At 36.4% G+C, this 21,399-nt stretch carries 19 protein-coding genes; 7 read left to right on the forward strand and 12 right to left on the reverse strand.

Translation table 11 applies throughout. The features are described from left to right. The first annotated feature begins 264 nt into the window (after positions 1–264). Positions 265–738 (forward strand): 23S rRNA (pseudouridine(1915)-N(3))-methyltransferase RlmH, encoded by a 474-nt coding sequence (locus REB14_RS21285; protein ID WP_047376769.1) that lies wholly within the window; start codon positions 265–267, stop codon positions 736–738. 160 nt (positions 739–898) lie between these two features. Here REB14_RS21285 and REB14_RS21290 read toward each other — a convergent pair whose 3' ends face one another. The 4 genes from REB14_RS21290 to REB14_RS21305 form a co-directional block, all read right to left on the reverse strand. Next, positions 899–1,351, reverse strand: a complete 453-nt coding sequence (locus tag REB14_RS21290) for a tRNA (cytidine(34)-2'-O)-methyltransferase (protein WP_309523234.1) — start codon at positions 1,349–1,351, stop codon at positions 899–901. A gap of 68 nt (positions 1,352–1,419) precedes the next feature. Continuing rightward, complete coding sequence (locus REB14_RS21295; RefSeq protein WP_309523235.1) at positions 1,420–2,232, reverse strand: tetratricopeptide repeat protein; 813 nt, start codon at positions 2,230–2,232, stop codon at positions 1,420–1,422. Further along, a complete protein-coding gene (locus REB14_RS21300; RefSeq protein ID WP_034696278.1) occupies positions 2,229–2,795 on the reverse strand; it encodes a phosphatase PAP2 family protein in 567 nt (188 codons plus the stop codon). Before REB14_RS21300 ends, REB14_RS21295 begins: the two co-directional genes overlap by 4 nt. A 2-nt stretch (positions 2,796–2,797) precedes the next feature. Next, positions 2,798–3,139 (reverse strand): Sec-independent protein translocase subunit TatA/TatB, encoded by a 342-nt coding sequence (locus tag REB14_RS21305; protein WP_034696279.1) that lies wholly within the window; start codon positions 3,137–3,139, stop codon positions 2,798–2,800. Positions 3,140–3,461: 322 nt separating this feature from the next. Between REB14_RS21305 and REB14_RS21310 the strand changes: the two genes are divergently transcribed. Then, positions 3,462–4,409, forward strand: coding sequence for a hypothetical protein (locus REB14_RS21310; RefSeq protein ID WP_309523236.1), 948 nt, complete (start codon positions 3,462–3,464; stop codon positions 4,407–4,409). 74 nt (positions 4,410–4,483) lie between these two features. On the opposite strand, the gene REB14_RS21315 is transcribed toward REB14_RS21310, so the two are convergent. The 5 genes from REB14_RS21315 to secD form a co-directional block, all read right to left on the reverse strand. Then, positions 4,484–5,287 (reverse strand): arylamine N-acetyltransferase family protein, encoded by an 804-nt coding sequence (locus REB14_RS21315; protein WP_309523237.1) that lies wholly within the window; start codon positions 5,285–5,287, stop codon positions 4,484–4,486. A 108-nt stretch (positions 5,288–5,395) separates the two neighbouring features. Beyond that, positions 5,396–6,649 carry a TCR/Tet family MFS transporter gene (locus REB14_RS21320; protein WP_079241201.1) on the reverse strand — a complete coding sequence of 418 codons (1,254 nt, stop codon included), beginning with the start codon at positions 6,647–6,649 and terminating at the stop codon, positions 5,396–5,398. A gap of 215 nt (positions 6,650–6,864) precedes the next feature. Continuing rightward, on the reverse strand, positions 6,865–8,133 hold the full coding sequence (locus REB14_RS21325) for a hypothetical protein (RefSeq protein WP_309523238.1): 1,269 nt from the start codon (positions 8,131–8,133) through the stop codon (positions 6,865–6,867). A gap of 82 nt (positions 8,134–8,215) precedes the next feature. Next, a complete protein-coding gene (locus tag REB14_RS21330; protein WP_079241199.1) occupies positions 8,216–8,788 on the reverse strand; it encodes a hypothetical protein in 573 nt (190 codons plus the stop codon). Positions 8,789–9,229: 441 nt separating this feature from the next. Then, positions 9,230–12,139, reverse strand: a complete 2,910-nt coding sequence (gene secD / locus REB14_RS21335; protein WP_309523239.1) for a protein translocase subunit SecD — start codon at positions 12,137–12,139, stop codon at positions 9,230–9,232. A gap of 216 nt (positions 12,140–12,355) precedes the next feature. Here secD and REB14_RS21340 point away from each other — a divergent pair, with 216 nt between their 5' ends. Beyond that, positions 12,356–13,723 carry a PQQ-dependent sugar dehydrogenase gene (locus REB14_RS21340; protein WP_309523240.1) on the forward strand — a complete coding sequence of 456 codons (1,368 nt, stop codon included), beginning with the start codon at positions 12,356–12,358 and terminating at the stop codon, positions 13,721–13,723. 47 nt (positions 13,724–13,770) lie between these two features. Here REB14_RS21340 and hemN read toward each other — a convergent pair whose 3' ends face one another. From hemN to REB14_RS21355, 3 genes are all read right to left on the reverse strand, one after another. Further along, positions 13,771–15,129: an oxygen-independent coproporphyrinogen III oxidase gene (gene hemN, locus REB14_RS21345; RefSeq protein WP_079241196.1), complete on the reverse strand. Its 1,359-nt coding sequence runs from the start codon at positions 15,127–15,129 to the stop codon at positions 13,771–13,773. A 178-nt stretch (positions 15,130–15,307) separates the two neighbouring features. After that, positions 15,308–16,321, reverse strand: a complete 1,014-nt coding sequence (locus REB14_RS21350) for a WD40/YVTN/BNR-like repeat-containing protein (protein WP_079241195.1) — start codon at positions 16,319–16,321, stop codon at positions 15,308–15,310. A 50-nt stretch (positions 16,322–16,371) separates the two neighbouring features. Continuing rightward, a complete protein-coding gene (locus tag REB14_RS21355) occupies positions 16,372–17,889 on the reverse strand; it encodes an amino acid permease (protein ID WP_034696290.1) in 1,518 nt (505 codons plus the stop codon). A 164-nt stretch (positions 17,890–18,053) separates the two neighbouring features. Between REB14_RS21355 and pnuC the strand changes: the two genes are divergently transcribed. The 4 genes from pnuC (at position 18,054) to mltG (ending at position 21,301) form a co-directional block, all read left to right on the forward strand. After that, entirely contained in the window at positions 18,054–18,716 is a 663-nt protein-coding gene (gene pnuC / locus REB14_RS21360; protein WP_309523241.1) for a nicotinamide riboside transporter PnuC, read from the forward strand. Between the two features lie 4 nt (positions 18,717–18,720). After that, positions 18,721–19,386: a hypothetical protein gene (locus REB14_RS21365; RefSeq protein ID WP_309523242.1), complete on the forward strand. Its 666-nt coding sequence runs from the start codon at positions 18,721–18,723 to the stop codon at positions 19,384–19,386. Positions 19,387–19,474: 88 nt separating this feature from the next. Beyond that, positions 19,475–20,242: a diaminopimelate epimerase gene (dapF, locus tag REB14_RS21370; protein WP_079241193.1), complete on the forward strand. Its 768-nt coding sequence runs from the start codon at positions 19,475–19,477 to the stop codon at positions 20,240–20,242. Positions 20,243–20,275: 33 nt separating this feature from the next. After that, positions 20,276–21,301 carry an endolytic transglycosylase MltG gene (gene mltG, locus REB14_RS21375; RefSeq protein ID WP_079241192.1) on the forward strand — a complete coding sequence of 342 codons (1,026 nt, stop codon included), beginning with the start codon at positions 20,276–20,278 and terminating at the stop codon, positions 21,299–21,301. The last annotated feature ends 98 nt before the right edge of the window (positions 21,302–21,399 follow it).

The following is a 21,399-nucleotide window of genomic DNA, read 5'->3' on the forward strand; positions in this document are numbered from 1 at the left end:
TGTTTGTCTTTATACAAAGGTAGGGGAATTAAATTAAATAGGGAAAAGATAGGTGGCAGATGTTAGGTAGCGGGTGGTAGGTTTTAGGGATTAGTGGTTTGGGAGTGGGAAGGCTTTAGAGTTTAAGGTAACCCGCAACCAATATAACTTGCAACTCGAATCCCGAAATCCGAAACAAATAACCGTGAATCCCGATACTGCACCCAAAAAACCAGCAACAAATTAGCCGCGAAACCCTATCTTTGCATTCTGAAACTTCTTACAATGCGAATCAGTTTACTTTGTATCGGTAAAACAGATGATAAAGAAATTACCTCTTTAATCAATTATTATCTCAACCGTTTACCAAAACACTGGAATTTTGAAATCACAGAAATTCCGGATGTAAAAAATGCCAAAAACCTATCCCCTGACCTTCTTAAAAAAGAGGAAGCCAAGTTATTCTTAAACCATATTGATAAAAATGATCTGGTTGTTATTCTTGATGAAAAAGGAAAACAGTTTACCAGCCGTGAGTTTTCTCAGAAAATTGATACCTGGATGAATTCTTCTGTAAAAAAAGTACATATTCTGATTGGAGGAGCTTATGGCTTTTCTGAAGAGATCTACAGCAGAGCCAATGAAAAAATGTCTTTATCTAAAATGACTTTTACCCATCAGATGATCCGCCTGTTTATTGTAGAACAGCTTTACCGTGCTGACCAGATTTTACAAGGAAAACCTTATCATAACGATTAAAACAAAAGCGGCTCTCAAGAATGTCATTCTGACGAAGGAAGAATCTCACCAATACAATTTATGAGATTCTTCACTACATTTCTGAGCTACGTTCGCGGACTTTCGGTCTGTGTTCAGAATGACAAAAGCCAAATAATTTGACTTTTGGGTCCACTTCTCTCTATTTCAGACTGATCTGTCTCTTTGCCTCTCCTACTACAAAAGCAACGGAATTAGCAATATTAAAGCTTCTGATGAGTTTCGACATAGGAATGGTCAGATGATTTTCAAAACGGTCCAGAACCTCTTTACTCAGTCCTACACTCTCCTTTCCGAAAACCAGCCAGTCTCCATCCTGAAAGTCAGTTTCAAGGTATGATTTTTCGGCATGCGAACTCATTAAAAACACCCGTGACGTATCAGGGATTACTTTAATCCATTCTTCCACATCTGCATATTCAGTAACATCGAGATGCACCCAATAATCCAACCCGGAACGCTTCAGGTTTTTATCATTAATTACAAATCCAAACGGATGAATCAGGTGTAATCTGCTTTCGGTTCCTACACACAATCTTCCGATATTTCCGGTATTATTTGGTATTTCGGGCTCTACAAGAACAATATTCAACATCTTTCTATCTCTTTATTCTTTTTTAGTATGGATTTTATTTAAATGATTTGGGCAGAATATTTTTTAATTTATTTCTTTACACATTTAGCATAAGAATCAGTAAGGACTGCTTTTTCATAGCCTAAAGCAACTGCTTTATCCAGATTTTCACAGGCTTCCTTAAGTTTGGAAGTGTCCATCAGAATCATGGCTTTGCTCACATAAGACTGTGCAAATTTCGGGTCTATAGAAATTGCTTTGTTGGCGTCTACCAATGCTTCTTTATATTTTTTCATTTTAAAATAGACGTCTGCTCTTCCGTTATAAAGCAGTGATTCGGGTTTTTCAGCAAGAAGTTTATTATAATCTTTTAAAGCTCCGTCAAGGTCGCCATTATTCTTTTTCAGATTGGCCAGTCCTGTCTTTGCAAAAAGATTGTCAGGCGCAAAAGTCAGAATCTGATTTAGATCTTTGATGGCAAGGTCTTTTTTTCCCTGGCTGTCGTAAATTTTGGAACGTGTAAGGTACAGATCCGGAGTTTCAGCATTCACCTGAAGTCCTTTTTCTATATATTCCAGGGCTTTTACCTTATTTCCTTTCTGGCTGTAAAGCGATGAAAGATTTGCGTATACAGAAACCGACAAGGGATTTGCTTTCAGAGCCGAATCGTAGGATTTAAAAGCCTGGGTCGTTTTTCCAAGCCTTCTCTGAGCTGTTCCGAGATAATCGTAATATTCCGATTGAAATTTTTGGATCTGTTCTTTTTCTGCCAGTTTTAAATATTGCTCTTCCGCACATTTATAATCAGCTTTTTGGAAGCATTCTTCAGCCAGTTTTTTATCCTGGGCATAGAAATTAAGAGCAAAAAAGAGGGAAATTACGGCTAGTAAAGTTTTTTTCATGAATTTATAGTTTGTTTGTTGATTACTTTTTTGGCGAGTGCACCAAATATCACTCCCAATAAAGATCCAACAAACGCCCCCACCAAAATATCTATCGGGAAATGCACTCCTAAATATATACGGCTGTAGGAAACCACTATAGCCCATACAAATATAGCATATGGAAACCATTTAAGCTTATTTTTTAATAAAATACTTAAAAAGGCTGCCAAAAAGAATGTATTGGAAGCATGAGCAGAATAAAACCCAAACTGTCCACCACATTTCACGATTCTCATGTGATGTTCCAGAGTAGGATCATGACAAGGTCTCAACCTTGCCACACCATATTTGAAGACACTGGCCAACTGGTCAGAAACCGTTGCTCCAATAGCCAAAAATATAAGAATAAAAACTAATGATCTTAGTTGATAATTTTTGTATAAAAAATAAAGAAATATAATATAAAGAGGCACCCAAATCCAGGTACTGGAAATCAACATCCAAAACTGGTCGAAAGATGAATCGCCCAAATTATTAAGGTAAAGAAATACCTTCTTATCTTCCTGAATGATTTCCTCCATCGTTATCTGCTTACAGGTCCTTCGTAAGTCTCATCATCTGCAGGCTTCGGTTTTGGAGGCTCATTAGAAGCCACTGAAGAAGGTTCCGTCAGAATATCTTTCTGAATATCATTCATCGGGTTGAAATCCTTTGCAGCATCTTTTACCTTCTCAATCTCACGTTTGATTTCAGAAACAGGATTATCCGTTTCCTTCATAATTTCAGTTTTGATATCTTCCACTGCTCCACGCATCTTTCTAACGCCTGCACCTAAGTCACGCGCAATCTGAGGCAGTTTATCCGGACCGAATAATACAACGATTGCAATGGCAATGAGTGCCATTTCTCCAATGCTTAATTCCATGGCGTAAAATTACGAAAGATTATTGCATTTATGGACTGTAAACTAAAAATTTAAACAAATTTTAAGATTTTATAATGAAGTTCAAGGTTCAAGGTTTAAGGTTTAAGGTTTAAGGTTTAAGGTTTAAGGTTTAAGGTTTAAGGTTGGAAGTTAAGAAATTGAATATTGATCATTTCAAGCAAGAGCTATTTTCTAATCCCTGCTACCTAACATCTGCAACCTGCAATCTTGACTTATTAATTAACAAATATTTAATTCAAAACAATGAGAATTAAGCAACAATTACGTATATTTATGACACACAATCAAATAAATATCAATTATGAAAAAACTAGTGACTACTTTTAAAGTTTTCGCCGTGTTATCGGTAATGGTACTCCACAGCTGCCAGAACGAAAACAACGAAATGAGCCAGCAGGAAGCGGTTCAGGCTAAGACAACCATCGATGAGCTGAAAAAAGAGATTACTCCTTCTTCTTCTCAACTTGTTCCTGAAGCAGTACAACTTCAACTGAATGAATCCACCAAAAATCTTGAAACCTATTTAAAAAATGATTTACAAATTGTTGGTGTAACTGTACTTGGGAAAATTTCAACCCAGCAAGGGGTAGAACTTTCCAAAAAGCTGATTACTGATAAAGATCAGTTCATAGCTTCCGGAAATATTATGGATCCATCCTCTGTAAAAATCGGAAAAATTGGAGATTTGTATAATGGTGAGGATTTAACAATCGCACAACAAGGATTAAAAGAGGCTATCACCGAAGAAGTAAAACCCGGCACTCAGGCTATGGAAGTAACATGGAGCGGCAAAAACGGAAAATTTACTACATTATGTTTTTATGGTGATTCAGGAATTATCTGGGACAATATCTTTGGAGGTCTTGTGATGATGGACACCCGCGGAAATTCAGAATCATCGAACAATCAGGCTTCAAAAGTGGTTTCTACATGGTATAAACAATGGTGGACAGCCAACTGGCTTTGGGGTTCTAAGAGAGGTGAAGCGGGATATCAGATTACCATTTATTATTCAGGATCTACGGTGTCCAATGCAGATGTAAGTGACTGGGGATATATCAGTTTAGGAAAAGCAAAAAGTGAAAGTAAGATTACCAAAAAGACAGGGGCTTACGGACAATGTCGTTATGCACTGGGACTTTGTACACCTACAGGTTCTTTAAGCTTTAATTCCACTAATTTCTCTGTATCATTCTCCGGATTAGGCAGTAATATTGTAAGTAACGGGACAAAATCCCTTTATCCATAGTTATTTTCATAAAAATCAGATTTTAATCAAAACGGGAAACTCAGTGAGCTTCCCGTTTATTGTATTTATAAGTACTACCAGATTCTGACTTTTGACTTCAATGCCTCTACTGCATTTTCTTGAAGTCCAAAAGTATTAATCAATATCTCATAGAGCTGTACATCATTTTCTATCCTTATAGATTCTTTTTCACCATCATCAGACCGGATATTCAGCATATGGTCTGTATAAGTGTAGCGGGCATTCTCATCTACTTTTGAAAGAATAAGTCTGTTCTTAAAATGAGAATCCGGATGAGTAGACAAATACCAGTTGGAAATATCAAGATCAACAGGTTCTACATACTCAGGAATAAATCGGTACACCGGAAGCCATTTCTCTTTCCACATCCAAAGTGTATAGGTTTCTTCTTTATGGGAAACTTTAAATATTCCGTTGGGTGTTTGCTGCTGTTCTATTTTGTTTAAAAGTACAGGTGCAGTAAGGGTGGCTGTTCCAAATCCACAATCTACTACATATTGATCTCCATCAAAATCGACAATAAGCAAAAGATGCGTCTGCGCAGCAATACTATCCTCCTGCCTTCCCCACACTACCCTTCCAAGCTGGAGCTTTACATTGAATCCTAATGTTTTTAAAACTTCACTTAAAAGCAGATTCTGTTCATAGCAATATCCACCCCTGGATTCAATCACTATTTTTCTGAAAACATCATCTGCATTCAAAGAAGGAACCTTTCCTGTATAAGAATCAATATTCTCAAAGGGAATATACTTGGGATGGAGTTGATGTATTCTTTTCAATGTCTCCATACTCAATTCCGGAGTTCCGGGGAAATGAATCCGTTCAAAATACTTTTCCAGATCTGCTGTATTCATAATTTGGTTTTTCCTGTTTCAACAATGAGTAAAACTATTTCACTCCTGTAAAATTATTGAAAGATGTAACCCAAAATCATCTATATCTCATCAATAGAACAAATCTATTTAATGAAAATCTTTTTTTGAAGTCACATCAACTAAATTTTTATTTTTCTTCTGAAAAGCAGAATAGGTAATAACTACGCTGATTGCCATTAAAACAAACGCTAAAAAGAAAGGTGCGCCTGAAAATTTAAACGGTGCTTCATCATGGGTGAAATAGTAAAATAAATTGGTCATCATCGGAGGTCCGATAATGGATGTGGCACTCATTAAACTCGTTAATGCTCCCTGAAGTTCTCCCTGTTCATTGGAAGGAACACTTTTCGTGATGACAGATTGCAAAGCCGGTCCGCAAATTCCTCCTAAACAGTATGGCACCAGAAACACAAACATCATCCAGCCTTCTGAAGCAAAGGCAAACAACAGCATTCCTACAGCATAGAAAGCTAATCCGTAATAAATACTTTTCTGTTCTCCCAGCCTGGGAGTCGTATATCGGATAAGACCACCCTGTACGAGACCTACCAATAAACCAACAACTCCTAACGAGATGCCAACCATTCTTTCTGTCCAGCTGAACTTATACATGGTAAAGAAACTCCAGTTGCTCTGTACAGCATGACCTGCAATATAGATTAAGATCAACGAAACGATTAGTCCGGAAATTTCAGGGTGCTTGCCTAAAAACTTAAATGAACCTATAGGATTGGCACGTTTCCAGTCGAATTCTCTTCTTTTATCTTTATCCAAACTTTCAGGAAGAATGAAATATCCATACAGGAAATTAAGTAAACACAAGCCCGCAGCAGCATAGAAAGGAACTCTTGCTCCATAATGCCCAAGAACTCCGCCCAAAACAGGTCCTATAATAAATCCGAGCCCAAAAGCAGCTCCTATCAATCCAAAATTCTTAGCGCGGTCTTCATCAGTGGAAATATCTGCAATATAAGCACTGGCCGTGGTGACACTTGCTCCTGTAATCCCGGCAATAACTCTTCCCAAAAACAACCACCAGATCGTGGGAGCCAGTGCAAGGAAAATATAATCTACAGCAAATCCGAAAAGAGAAATCAGGATAATAGGTCTTCGTCCATATTTATCACTAAGGTTTCCTACTAACGGAGAGAATATAAATTGCGTAAATGCATAGGCAAATCCAAGCCAGCCACCATACTTTGCGGCTTCACTAATATCTGCATGAATAAGTTCCTCGATTAATTTAGGAACAACAGGAATGATGATTCCCCATCCCGTAATATCGATCAGTAAAGTAATAAATATGAAGCCTATAGCCGCTTTTTTCTTTGAATTTTCCATGATGGTGCAAAATTAATCAAATCTGAAAAATAATGATTCTAAATTATGAATACTTCATATAAATTTTAAAAAGCAAAAAGATTAAAACACTGTTAAATAATACATTACATTTACCATAGCTTTATTTTTCCCGCATTTTCCTGCCGAACATAAAGAAAAAACCTGTTTCAAAAATAAATTTGAAACAGGTTACTATCCTTAATTAGAGACCAGTATTAGTTGCTGTTCAATGTCGTGTATATCATTCTGTTTGTTATGATACACTTAATAAGACAACTTTGCTTTACAGTTACTTTTACTACATTACTGTATTGATAAGCAGTTGTATTTCCATTCAGAACAGATCTTACTCCCCGACGGTAATAAGTAGTTTGCGTAATCGGTGGAGCATCGTAAGTAGCAGATGTAGCATTCGTAATATTCGAGAATGTTATATTATCTGTGGAACTTTGCCACTGATATTCTGCAGCACCACTCACCTGTGCAGCTGCAGTCTGGCCAAATGCTGCAGGATCATTACTGATATCCATACACACTGTTTGATCCACAGCAATAGTTCCTGGGCTGTTTACCGAGTTGACAAAAAGTCGTCCCACAGTAGAAATTGCCTGGAAAGAACAGGTATGAAAGCTGGAATTGGCAACAACCCTGTACTGATTATTGTGAAATCCTGCAGGAGCATTATTAATACTAAGAGTGGATGAAGTGACATTAGCATAGTTGGAACCATTTGCAAGATCAGTCCATGTACTTCCGATAAGAACCTGCCATTGATAGGTAATATTATCCGGTGTTTCATCTGTAGGCGTATTATTGATTACCGCTGTCATCGTTGTAGATCCTCCGACAGCAACTGTTTTATCAGAAGGCTGAGATAAATAGGTCATAGGTGCCAGATAATATTCGGAAAGGATATTATATACTCTCATCTGGCTGAAGGAAAAACCAATACCAATAGCTTCTCCGAAAGCCAACTGCACTTCATCCCATGCAGCTGTCGGAATTACTTTAATAATTCTTCGTTCCTGGTTATCACCAAAATCAAAGAAAAAATGTCCGTTAATCCCTGTACGATAGACTTCCTGCCCATTATTGTAGAAAACAAAATTACCACCATTAAAACTGGGATTAAAATTGAACCCATCGGAAGCAAAGTCAATATAAACCGGCTTATTCGCCTGAAAATCTGCACCACTGGTTCCTACTCCTACATACATACTGCAGAAAAGACCAGCGCCTGTACCCGGCTTTAAAGATGCAAAAGAATTGACATCAGTATCCGTCATATTATTAGGATTAGCCGCTTCCTTTCCCAATCTGAAACAAAGAAAACCACCATCACTTGAACTGGAGGTATTGGTATCCAATAATCTTCCACATCCACCATTGGGAAGGGCGACCATCTCCTGCGATATTACTTTGCCTGATACAAAAAGACCTATTGCCATAAGCAAACAGCGTACTATTGAAATTGTTTTCATCATCAATAATTTTTAAAGTTAATTATACGTGGTAAACACTCATCCCTGGATAAGGATGATCATAATGACTGTATGTCACTTCAAATTATTTGATTACAAATACAATATTGACAAAAGAGCAGGCCGTTGCCGTTCCTACCACATCATATTTCAATATGCCATTGGGATCAATGCTTACATTACTTAATACGGTATTGTCGAAATCAGTAACATAATAATACAAATCTGATGCATTAGCAAAGAAAGGGATTCCTCCCGGAGCTCCCGTACTCGAAACCTTAGGAGTAGAAAACTGAACCTTATAGAGCTGGAACAAATCTTTTGTTCTTCCTGTACCTAAAGTAGAGGTATCAATACTGATGGACGGCATATAGAAGAACTTAACAATATTACCACTGATGGGAACCCAGTTAGGACTGGAAGGAGTTCCTATATTCTGAGTTAATGCCTGTCTTTGGAGATCATAAACCAGCAAGCCGTTGGCCGGTGTAACTATTGTTGACAGATTGGAAATTCTCGGGATCAGTACGCCTTTATTAGTATTCGTAATATCTAAGGCAGCACTTTTATCAGGATTAGGAGTTCCAATTCCTACCTGAGCTAAAAGGAAACTAGCAGCACATAATGCCACAGCAACGAATAATTTTTCGGTTTTCATTTTTGTTTTGTTTTATATAAATATAAAATATTTTACTACATAAAACTCTTATTTTTTAATATTTTTCAATTAAAATAATTATTTCCATATAAACTCACAAAAATCCTTTATTATTCAACAATTACACACAAACAAATTATTCTCTAAAATTAGAGTTATTATACATAACTCCAATTAAAACTCATTAAAAAAAAGTAAAATCTACAATATAAATTATAAAAACAAGGTTTAAAAAACACTAATAAATAATTACCAATAGAAAACAGATAAAATAATTAAAAACCAGATGAAAATTTAATCATTTAAAACAAAAGCTTTCAAATAGTTAGGGTGAGATACCCTATTTATCATTTGAAATGATCAAAAAGAAAAAAAAGGATAAGTATATAAAAAAAGACCGCTTCTTTCGAAACGGTCTTTACTAATTTATTGTAGTTTGTATTACTTTGAAGCAAGTTCTTCTTTAGCAGAAGTGGATTTTCCATGTACCTCTTCTTCTTTCCCTGTTTTAAGGAAGTCGTAAGCAATTGCAGACGCAATAAAGATGGATGAATAAGTACCGAATCCAATACCAATTAACATCGCAAACATGAATCCTCTCAAGTTATCACCACCGAAGATGAAGATCGCAAGGATAACCAAAATCGTAGTGAATGAGGTATTGAATGTTCTACCCAATGTACTTGAAATAGAGTCATCAAACAGACCTGCTAATGTTAAAGATTTTTTCTCTCTCAGGTATTCTCTAATTCTGTCGAAGATAATTACGGTATCGTTAATTGAGTATCCTAATACAGTAAGAATCGCAGCAATGAAATCCTGGTTGATCTCCATGTTGAACGGCATATATTTGTGAAGCAATGAATATGCTCCTAAAATAATTACCGCATCGTGGAATAGAGCAGCAACTGCTCCAAGAGAGAACTGCCATTTTCTAAATCTTACTAAGATATAAACGAAGATCATTGCTAATGCAGCTAATACCGCATAGATACCGTGAGTCTGGATATCATCAGCAACAGAAGGTCCTACTTTCTCAGAAGAGATAATTCCTGCGTGGTCTTTATCAGCAGATTTGAAATCCTTCAATGTAGTTCCTGCCGGTAAGTTTGATTTTAAACCTTCGAATAATTTCTGTTCGATAATCTGGTCAGCTTTTAAAGATTCGTCCTCGATAAGGTAATCGGTAGAAATCTTTAATTGTTTGTTGTTTCCGAAAGTCTTAGCTTCTACAGAAGAGTTTTTACCGTCTTCAGTTTTGAATAATGCTACTAATTTTTCTTCAACATCTTCAGCTTTTACATCTTTATCAAATCTTACAACATAGTTTCTACCACCGGTAAAATCGATACCGTATTTGAAACCGTGCGTTGCGATTGAAATCACACAAATAACGGTAAGAACAGCAGAAACGATGTAAGCATATTTTCTCTTTCCGATGAAATCGATCCAGGTATTTCTGAATAGGTTCTTCGTAGCCGGAGTCCAAACAGAAAGTCCTTTTCCTTTATTTAATCTTGAGAAGATCATTACTCTTGAAAGCAATACAGACGTGAATAATGTCATTAAAATACCAATCATCAACGTCAATGCAAAACCTTTAATAGGCCCTGTTCCGAAGAAGAACAATACAACTGCCGTTAGGAAAGTGGTCGTGTGACCATCGATAATCGCGTTTAATGCATGTTTGAAACCATCTTTGTAAGCTTCAAGGATACTTTTCCCAGCGAATAATTCTTCCTTAGTTCTTTCATAAATGATAACGTTCGTATCGACCGCTACTGCCATCGTCAGAACGATACCCGCGATACCTGGAAGCGTAAGGGTAAAGTCACCCGAATCCATAATACCGAAAATATAGAATAAGTTGATCACCATTGCAATTACCGCATATACACCAGCTCCACCGTAGTAGAAAATGATATAAACAATGATAATAGCGAATGCAATGATAAACGACATTAAACCAGAATCAATAGCCTCTTGTCCTAAAGATGGACCTACAACGGTAGCCTGAACTACTTTTGCACCTGCAGGCAATTTACCAGCACCTAACACGTCTACCAATTCTTTAGCTTCTTCCTGGGAGAAGTTACCAGAGATCTGAGTTCTACCGTTAGGGATAGCACCTACAACGTTAGGAGCTGTGTATACTCTGTTATCAAGAGTTACTGCAACCGGTTTTCCAACATTTTTCTCGGTTAATGTTTTCCACTCTTTTGCTCCTTTAGAGTCCATCTGCATATCTACCACTACTCTGCTTAGTTCATCGTAGCTGATATTTGCAGTTTCAACAGCACCGTCTACCGGAGCTTTCTGGTTGATGTTACCTCTGATCGCATACAATACTAAGCTTTCGCTATCTGTAGCTTCAGGTTTGTAACCCCACATAAACTGTGTATATTTAATGTTAGACGGACGTAAAGACTGACCTACTTTGCTGTTTAAGATTTTGTTTACAACAGCAGTATCAGATAATTTTACGTTAGCAACACCATTTGTTCTTAATTTGTCAAGCTGTAAAAGGCTCATAAAGTTCACATTCTTTGCCACTCCCATAGAATCTCCTTTTGTAGCAACCATAGTTGTCAAAGTCTGGAAATAAGGCGCAATTTCAGGAACCTGCTGTACTTCCCAGAACTGAAGTTTTGCAGAAGTCTGAAGCATTTTCTTCACTTTATCGATGTCCTTCATACCAGGCATTTCCACAGAAATTCTCGCTGTACCAGGTACTCTCTGAACGTTTGGCTGGATGGCTCCAAGCTTATCAATTCTCGTTCTGATTACCTCGAAAGCTGTTCCTACAGATGCATCAATTTTTCTTTTAACAATGCTTTTCACCTGCTCATCAGGAGTGTTGTACTTCACCTCAGTAAGGGTTGTATTTCCGAAAATTTCCGGATCTGCCAACTTAAGGTTTGCCCCTTTAGCTTTGTTAATTACATCGAACTGCTCAAAGAAGTTGTCGATGTAAGGTTTAGTAGAATTCTTCTGTGCTTCATCAGTTTTGTTTAAAGCCTCAATAAGAACAGGATTTGTAGAATAATTGGTTAAATCATTCACAAGATCTCTTTGGTTGATTTCCAAAAGAACGTTGATCCCTCCTTTCAAGTCAAGACCAAGTTTCATTTCCTTGTCTTTGGCTTTAGTGTAATAAAGTTTTGTGAATCCTAAATTCAAAGTATCCTTAGAAAGTCTTGCGATTTCTTTTTGATACTTCTCCGGATTGTCTCCTGCAATAGCAGTCGCCTGCTTTTCAATTTTGCTGGCGTACCATGTTGGTAATAGCTCGTTTAAGCAAATCAACCCTAGTACAATAGCGACAATTGTAATAAGTCCTTTTCCTTGCATTTTGTTATAACTACGTTAAATTAAGTCGGCAAATATAATGATTTTCTTGTATTTTATGAATTTTTAACAACAGAAATGGTTTATTTCCAGATATATTGGTATCGTGATTTCTATTTAAGATTTAACAATTTTTTCATACTATCATAATGAAGTCTTCAAAATCGATTGGTATAAAATTTTCATTTACTTTCCCAACACACTAACTCTCAAAATATTATGAAAAAACTACTTTTTAGTATCAGTATTTTTTCTTCCTTAATTGTTAATTCTCAAAGCATTAATTTGGAAGAATTTGCCACGGGGCTTACCAGCCCTGTAGAGATTACGAACGCCAATGACAGCCGGCTTTTTGTGGTTCAACAGGACGGCATCATTAAAATTATTCAACCCAATGGGACAATTAACACAACCAACTTTCTGAATATCGGATCAAAAATTACTTTCGGCGGCGAAAGAGGTCTTCTCGGTCTTGCCTTTCATCCTCAATACTCTACCAACGGGTATTTTTTTGTGTATTATAACAACCTTTCAGGCAATATTATTGTTGCCAGATACAGTGTAAGTTCAACAGATTCAAACGTAGCAGATCCTGCTTCTGAAAAAATCCTGCTGAATATTCCCAAGCCATTCGACAATCACAATGGAGGAAGCATTCATTTTGCTCCTGACGGAAAACTTTGGATCATCACCGGAGACGGAGGAAGTGGTGGCGACCCGAATAATAATGCCCAAAATAAAAATGTGTTATTAGGAAAGATGTTGAGAATAGATGTAGATGCCACCGGTCCTTACAATATTCCGCCAGACAATCCTTTTGCAGGAGCTGGAGTGGATGGTGCAGACGAAATATGGTCTTATGGTCTCCGAAATGCATGGAAATTTTCTTTTGATCTGACTACAGGCAATGCCATGATTGCGGATGTTGGCCAGGGAGCAATAGAAGAAATCAATAAAATGCCTATTACTACAGCCGGATTAAATTATGGCTGGCGCTGCTATGAAGGGAATAATGCCTACAATACTGCAGGATGTGCTGCCCAGTCCACCATGACCTTCCCTGTTGCTGTATATAACCATTCTGGTGGGAAATGTTCTATCACCGGTGGTTATGTCTACAGAGGAAACCAATACCCTTCACTTCAGGGGAAATATTTCTTTGCTGACTATTGTTCTTCTCAGATCGGAATGCTGGATACCAATAATGCCATTACGTGGACGACTCCTTATTCCGGAAATAACTTTTCTACTTTTGGAGAAGATTATCAGAAAGGATTGTATGTAGCAGATTTAAGCAATGGAAAAATTTTCAAAATATCCACAGGAACTTTAGGGACTAATGAAAATACTTTAGGAACAGTAAAAGTTTATCCTAATCCTGCTTCCAAAGAAATTTTCATTGATGGGGTTAAAGATAAAAAAGCAACCCTGGAAATCATCAGTTCGGAGGGAAGAAAAGTGATGGAAACGGATCAGATTATTAATAGCAAAGGAATTAATATTTCAGGAATTCCTGCCGGAGTGTACTACATTAATCTTAAATCCGGGGAATTGAAATCATATAGTCAGAAATTGATCATCAAATAAAATTTTAAAACAATAAAAAAGCGGTTCAGAACTGAACCGCTTTTGTTTTATATAGTCATTGAGAAAATCCTTGTTTCAGGTTTATTTCTCATCATTCTCAGGTCAAAAACCATCGCTACATTTCTCGTGAATGCTCTTCCAGCTTCTGTTATTTTAACTTCAGTTCCGTTGATTTCAACCAAACCGTCATTTTCCATCTCTTTGAGCATTTCCAGTGCATTGTCAAGCTCAGGGAAAGAATTGTTAACATCAAAAGTGGTTTCAAGCTGACACATCAGATTCAGAATATGTCTTCTTACCGTAAGATCCTCATCACTCAGAACATGTCCTTTTACAACAGGAATCTCACCTTCTTCAACCATTTTCTGGTATTCTTCCACCGTTTTTACATTCTGGGCAAAAGCATACCATGAGTCTGAAATCGCAGACATTCCAAGTCCTACCATCAGTTGCGTATTGCTTGAAGTGTAACCCATGAAATTTCTGTGTAGTTTTTTATGAATCAAAGACTGATACAGATCATCGTGCTCAAGAGAGAAGTGATCCATCCCTACTTCAATATATCCTAAATCCTGAAGAAGCTTTTTACCATCTTCATACAAACGGCGTTTCTCTTCTCCACTTGGAAGGTCATTTTCATCAAAACCTCTCTGCCCAACTCCCTTCACCCATGGAACGTGTGCGTAAGAATAGAACGCCAATCTGTCCGGTTTCAGCTCCATTGTCTTTCTGATCGTGTGCTCCATTGCATCCCAATTCTGGTGTGGCAATCCGAAAACAAGATCGTGACTGATTCCTCTGTATCCGATTTCCTTAGCCCATTCTGTAACGTTTTTTACATTTTCAAAAGGCTGGATTCTGTTGATTGCTTTCTGAACTTTAGGATCATAATCCTGAACTCCAAAACTTACTCTTCTGAAACCAAGATCATATAAAGTCTGAAGATGTTCTTTCGTGGTATTGTTTGGATGTCCTTCAAAAGAAAATTCAGGGTGTTCCGCAATGTCTACAGATGAAAAAATACCTTCCAATAATGTTCTTAAATTCTCAGGAGAGAAAAATGTAGGAGTACCACCTCCAAGGTGTAATTCTTTCAGTTTAGGTCTTTCGTTGAAAAGATCAAGATACAGTTTCCATTCCTTTAAAACACTTTCCAGATAAGGAACTTCAACACTATGTTGTTTGGTAATACGCTTATGGCAAGCACAGAACGTACACAATGCCTCACAGAAAGGCAAATGGATGTAAATAGAAATTCCCTCCTCTGCATTGCTTTCATGAAAAGACCTGATTACAGTTTCCTTCCATTTTTCCGGTGAGAATGTTGATTCATCCCAATATGGAACGGTAGGATAAGAAGTGTAACGCGGTCCGGGAATATTATACTTATCTATTAAAGAGTTCATTTTGAAAATTAAAATTTTATAAGGACATGAAATTTAGCATCATTTAAATTTCATCTTACAAAATTAACCATTAGTTATGAATTTTAACCTATGAATTATATTAGGTTCTATTTTATAATGAGTCTAAATACGTATGATCAGGCTTTTGACAAATAGTGATAAATTCTATTCCTGATATTTAAAATTTTAATTTCATCACCGCAATTCTGTTATTTCCTGCAAGAACCACTCTATTGACATCAATCCACTGACATACAAAAAAGCCTTTCTCATCGGAAATTTTAGTCCATGTTTTTCCAAAATCTGAAGAATAACTGATATGCTTGTCTCCTACTGCAATAATTTCTTTTCCTTTTGATCCTGGCTTTATTTTCACACAGGTGGTATATCCCGCATTCTGCCCTGAAGCCTGAATTTGCCAGGTTTTTCCTGCATCATTTGTGGTTGCGATATTATTGATATTGGCATCCTGCTTAGTATAATCTCCTCCTGCTGCAATTCCAAAATTATTATCAAAAAAATCAATAGAATACATTCCCTGTGAAGATTCTCCTTGTATGATTGGGGTGTTGAACACTTCTATTTTTTCATCTTTCAGATTCATTCTTAAGATTCTTGAAGCTTTTCCTCCGGTTGCAATCCATAAATATTTTTTAGAGGATGAAATATTGGTATTACTTGCAGCAAAAGCAGCTTCGCCCTCATTTAATTTTACATTATTCTTAAACATACTCCATTTCCCTTCTTTGTACACAGCCAGTTTCAACATCTGATCTTTATCTGAATCACTAAAAGTATAGGCTAGCTTATCATTCACAAAATGCAAAGCATCATAAAAAGCTGTTTTTGCAGTATCTTGAAAAACAATCTGTGACTTTAAAGTTTTCTTATCGATAGCAAAGAAACGTCCTGGACTCTCAATATTGATAGCATAAAAAATAGTTTTATTTTGCGCTAATGTTCTGAATTGAAGTTTCTCTTCGGATAATTTTATCTGTTTCTGGCTTTTATAATCTTTAAGATCTACAAACCCAAATTTAGAATCCGTACCACTGTACCAGACCTTGTTGTCATATAATTCAAGAGCTCTGATACTGATCTTATCATTAAGAATGGTTTCAAGGCTTTCCACCTGTTGGGAAAATGCTGTAATTCCTATGGACAGGAATAAAATGGACAAAATATTTTTCATAATAATAGTATTGGGACAAAAAAAACCGCCGAAGCGGTTTAATATGATGATTAATCTTGATTCTGATATTTTTCAGGATTGTTAAGCTTACTGTTTGATTTTCCATACAGGAAGTATACTAAACCTCCTAAGAACAACCATACTGCAGAAAGCTCCAAAGCATGAGCACTTAAGTTAAAGATCAAATAAATATTGATAAATACTCCCAGTGCCACAACTATTTTATAAGCCGGAACTTTGAAAGGCCTGATCAAATTAGGCTCTTTCTTTCTCATCACCCAAACTGCAATACAAACCAGTGTAAATGCAAACAGGGTTCCGAAACTTGTCATATCAGCCAATGTTGAAATTGGAGTAAATGCAGCAATCAATGCTACCACAAGTCCTAATAAAATAATTCCTTTGTAAGGTGTTTTTGTTTTTGGATGAAGATCACCGAAGAATTTAGGAATCAATCCGTCTTTTGCCATCCCGATGAAGATTCTGGACTGCCCCATCATCATTACCATTACTACAGAAATTAATCCTACAGTAGCTGCAATGGTTACAATATTACTCGCCCAGTGTTTTCCTGCAATTTCAAAAGCATACGCTACAGGAGCTTTGATAGCATCCGGATATTTACCTTCCGGGTTAAAGTCTGTATAATGCATCATCCCTGTTAATACAAGAGATACACAGATATATAAAGCGGTACAAACCAATAATGAAGCGATAATAGCGAAAGGTACATCTTTCTTAGGGTTAATAGCCTCTCCAGCTTGTGTAGAAACAGCATCAAAACCAATATAAGCAAAGAAAATAGCTGCTGCTCCGGAAATAATTCCTTTAATACCGTAGGCAGAAACCATATCTCCTTCAGAATTTTTAATCTGAACCTGATCCGGAATAAAAGGCTTCCAGTTTTTAACACCATCTACCGCATTGTAAAGATCTGTATTAGAGAAAATAATATATACACCAGCGATAATTACAAAGATAACCGCTGAAGTTTTCATTAAAACGATCAGGTTATTCGCTCCTGCAGCTTCTTTAGTTCCCTTTACCAATAATGCAGTAATTAAAAGAACAAGAATAAATGCTGGCAGGTTCATAGAAAAACCATCTCCCGTATAACTTGCCGGATCTGATGTCAGATAAGCGGGCAAATGAATATTAAAAATCTTCAAAAATTTGTTAAAATATCCGGACCAACTCACGGAAACGGCCATACTCGCCATGGCGTACTCGAGGATGAGACACCATCCCATGGCCCATGCAAAAATTTCTCCTACTGTTCCATATGCATAAGCATAAGCTGAACCCTCTACAGGAATAATGGATGCAAACTCTGCATAGCATAATGCAGCAAAAACGCAGGCGATCCCTGCTATGATAAAGGAAATTGCAAGTGCTGGTCCTGCATGATAATAGGCTCCTGTTCCAGTAAGAACAAAGATTCCACCACCGATGATAGCACCCACTCCAATTGCTGTTAAACTCCATTTTCCTAGGACTTTTTTCAGCTCACTTTTCTTCATATCTGCCTCATAGGCACTTAGTGGCTTTTTAACCCAAATTTTCGACATGTTTTTTTATTTATTAAGGATTTACGAAAATATAAAAAATTTAGGAACTCCCGCGTTTATCGTTAAACTTTCCTCATTTATTTTACATTAAAGGTTTAAAAACCTGAACAACACATTATATAATCCATTTTAAAAAGTCCATATTTTTGCTTATTTTTGATTGCATGAATTTATATGATCTTTTTGTAAAGCCTTATGAAAGCTATGATTCTTTACAAATTACGTTGGAAGCATCAGGTACAATTTTCGGAATACTGAGCGTATTTTTTTCCATAAAGAAAAATATATGGGTATACCCTACCGGCATTATTTCAACCCTGATCTATGTATATCTTCTTTTCAATGCCGGGCTGCTGGGAGACTGTATGATTAACGTCTATTATACTGTCATGAGTATTTATGGTTGGGTTCTATGGGCAAGAAATTCTGAAGATCATGTTCATGTAGAAGTTACATGGGCTACCCGAAAAGAATGGATACATGCAAGTATTCTTTTTGTGCTGAGTTTGGCATTTGTTACTTTTATTTATTATTGTAAACCCTATATTGATCATTTAGAAGGTGGTTATTTGGGATTATATCATCTCGATTGGGCCAATTGGATGGATATTTTTACCACTTCCATATTTTTAGTAGGAATGTGGTTGATGGCCAAACAGCGCATTGAGAGCTGGATTTTCTGGATTCTCGGAGATCTTATTTGCATCCCTATGATGATTTTTAAGGGACTTGGAATCACTTCGGTTCAATATTTGGTATTTACTATAATGGCGATCTTAGGATATGTCAATTGGAAAAAAAGTTTTAAAGAAAAAAAAGTACAATAAAGTCATGAAAAATTTATTTAAAATAGCAATCAGTATTTTTGCTATTACCAGTTTAACCTCTTGTTTAGCATATACTGACGGATACGGAAGCAATAGTGGTTACGGATATGGTGATCCCTATTACAACAATGGGTATTATTATGCTCCTTCAGGATACTACGGAAGCGGTGGATATTGGGGCAATGACGGCTATTATTACAGAAACAACGTTAATTATTACTATGATAATGGCATTCCTTATTATTATGACAGTTATAACAACTCCAGAAGAAAAGTCTATGTAGAAAGAAGATCTTCTTCTTCCTCAAGACCTCAAAACGGATTCCAGAATACGCGTACAACGAACAGTAACGGCTCATACAATAATAACGGAGGATTCAATAATAATAGAAACTCCAACAGCAACAGCGGATTCAGAAACCAGAATAGTGGTTATCAAAACAATCAGGGAAATCAAAACAACAGTGGTTTCAGAAATTCCAACAGTAACAGCGGATTCAGAAATCAAAACAGCAGTAATCAGAACAACCAGGGAAACCAAAATAACAACGGTTTCAGAAATTCTGAAAGCAGCAGATCAGAATCTTCTGGCGGTGGATTTAGAAATAGCTCAGGCAGCCAAAGCACGAGCTCAAGCAGACAACAAAGCGGCGGAGGCGGCTTTAGATAAAACGATTATAAATAAGGAAACGAACAGCTAACACTGTTCGTTTTTCATTTAAAATATAGTAATTTTGCTTCTTTATTTAACAAAAAATATGGAATTTTATAAATATCAGGGAACAGGGAATGATTTTGTAATGGTAGACAACCGTGATCTGCAATTTACTAAAGATAAAGATAGTATTGAAAAATTATGTGACAGACGTTTCGGAATAGGTGCTGACGGTCTTATTCTATTGGAAAACGATCCTGAATATGATTTTAAGATGGTGTATTACAATTCTGATGGTGGAGAGAGTACGATGTGTGGAAACGGAGGAAGATGTCTTGTTGCTTTTGCTTTTTTCCTGGACATTTTTGAAGACAAATGTAAGTTCATTGCTACCGATGGTGAACATGAAGCTGAAATCCATAACGGAATCATTAAATTAAAAATGATCAATGTAGATACTGTTTCCCATGACGGAAATGATTTTGTTCTGAACACCGGATCTCCCCATTATGTAAAATATGTAGACAACCTGAAAGATTATCACGTTTATGACGAAGGATATGGCATCAGAAATTCTGAAAATTATAAAGAAAAAGGAATCAATGTGAACTTTGTAGAAAAAATTTCTGATAATGAAATTTTTGTAAGAACCTATGAACGAGGCGTTGAGGACGAAACTTACAGTTGCGGAACAGGAGTTACAGCTTCTGCTTTAACTTTTCTGCAAAAACATAATCTAACCTCTGTAAAAGTTAAAACTTTAGGTGGAAACCTTAAAGTATATGCTGAAAAAAGCGGTGATGCATTCCAGAATATTTGGCTGGAAGGTCCTGCAAAGCAAGTTTTTAGAGGTAAGACAGATCTTCTTTAAAAACAAAAAACTTTTAATCAACATTTATAAAGAATGAAAAAAGCAATTCTCATTGTCATTCTGCTGGTTTTTGTAGTGGCAGGATTTTTTGGTTTGAGATTTTATAATAAATATTTAGGAAATAACGTAGAAAAGGATGGTTATGTTCTGATTCCTCATAGAGCAGGCTTTAAACAGATCCTCGATTCTATTGCTCCTTATATTAAGGACAGAGAGTCTTTTGAAGCTGTAGCTAAGGAAAAAGGCCTTGAGACGAATTTTAAAGCAGGGCGATATCATATTCAGAGCGGAACAGGTAATAAAAACCTTGTCAATATGATCAAAGCAGGTAACCAGACTGCAAATTCTTACAGAATCGGTGATTTTGGAGATATGTATCAGATGATTGGTAAGGTGACTAAAAAAACAGAAATTGATTCATTACATTTTGTGAATGATCTGGATGCTGTTGCACAGGAAAAAGGCTATAAAAATGTTGAAGATTTAAAAAAATATTTTTTCATTGATACATATAATTTTTTCTGGACGGTAAGTCCGAGAGAATTTTTTGCCAAGTTCGAAAATCAATATCATGATTTCTGGACAAGTGATAGAAAAAACAAAGAACAGCAGTCCGGTCTTACAAGGGATCAGATTTATGCTCTGGCTTCTATTGTTTACAAAGAGTCCGGAGGAAAAAAGGACGAAATGAAAACAATTGCAGGATTATATTTAAACCGTTACAGAAAAGGCATGAAGCTTCAGTCTGATCCTACGGTAATTTATGCAATCAATAAGCAGACTAATTTTAAAGAACCTATAAAAAGGGTATTATATAAGCATTTGTCTACACCATCACCTTATAATACTTATGCCAATGCAGGTATTCCTCCGGGACCTATCTGCGTAGTGGATAAGAATTCAATAGATGCTGTTTTAAATGCCGAAAACAACAATTATATATTTATGTGTGCTGATCCGGCAAGATTCGGATACCATAAGTTTACTGCAAGTGCTGAAGAACATGCGGTGAATGCAAAGGCTTATCAGGACTGGCTCAACTCAAAAAATATAAAATAAGCTTAGAAAGCACCTGAAAATTTAAACAGTTAGAAAAAAAACATACAACCATAATGTTTTGAAGATCAAATTGATATGGATATTCAAAATATTAAGGG

This window comes from Chryseobacterium metallicongregator (assembly GCF_031324065.1).
GTDB classification, from domain to species: domain Bacteria; phylum Bacteroidota; class Bacteroidia; order Flavobacteriales; family Weeksellaceae; genus Chryseobacterium; species Chryseobacterium metallicongregator.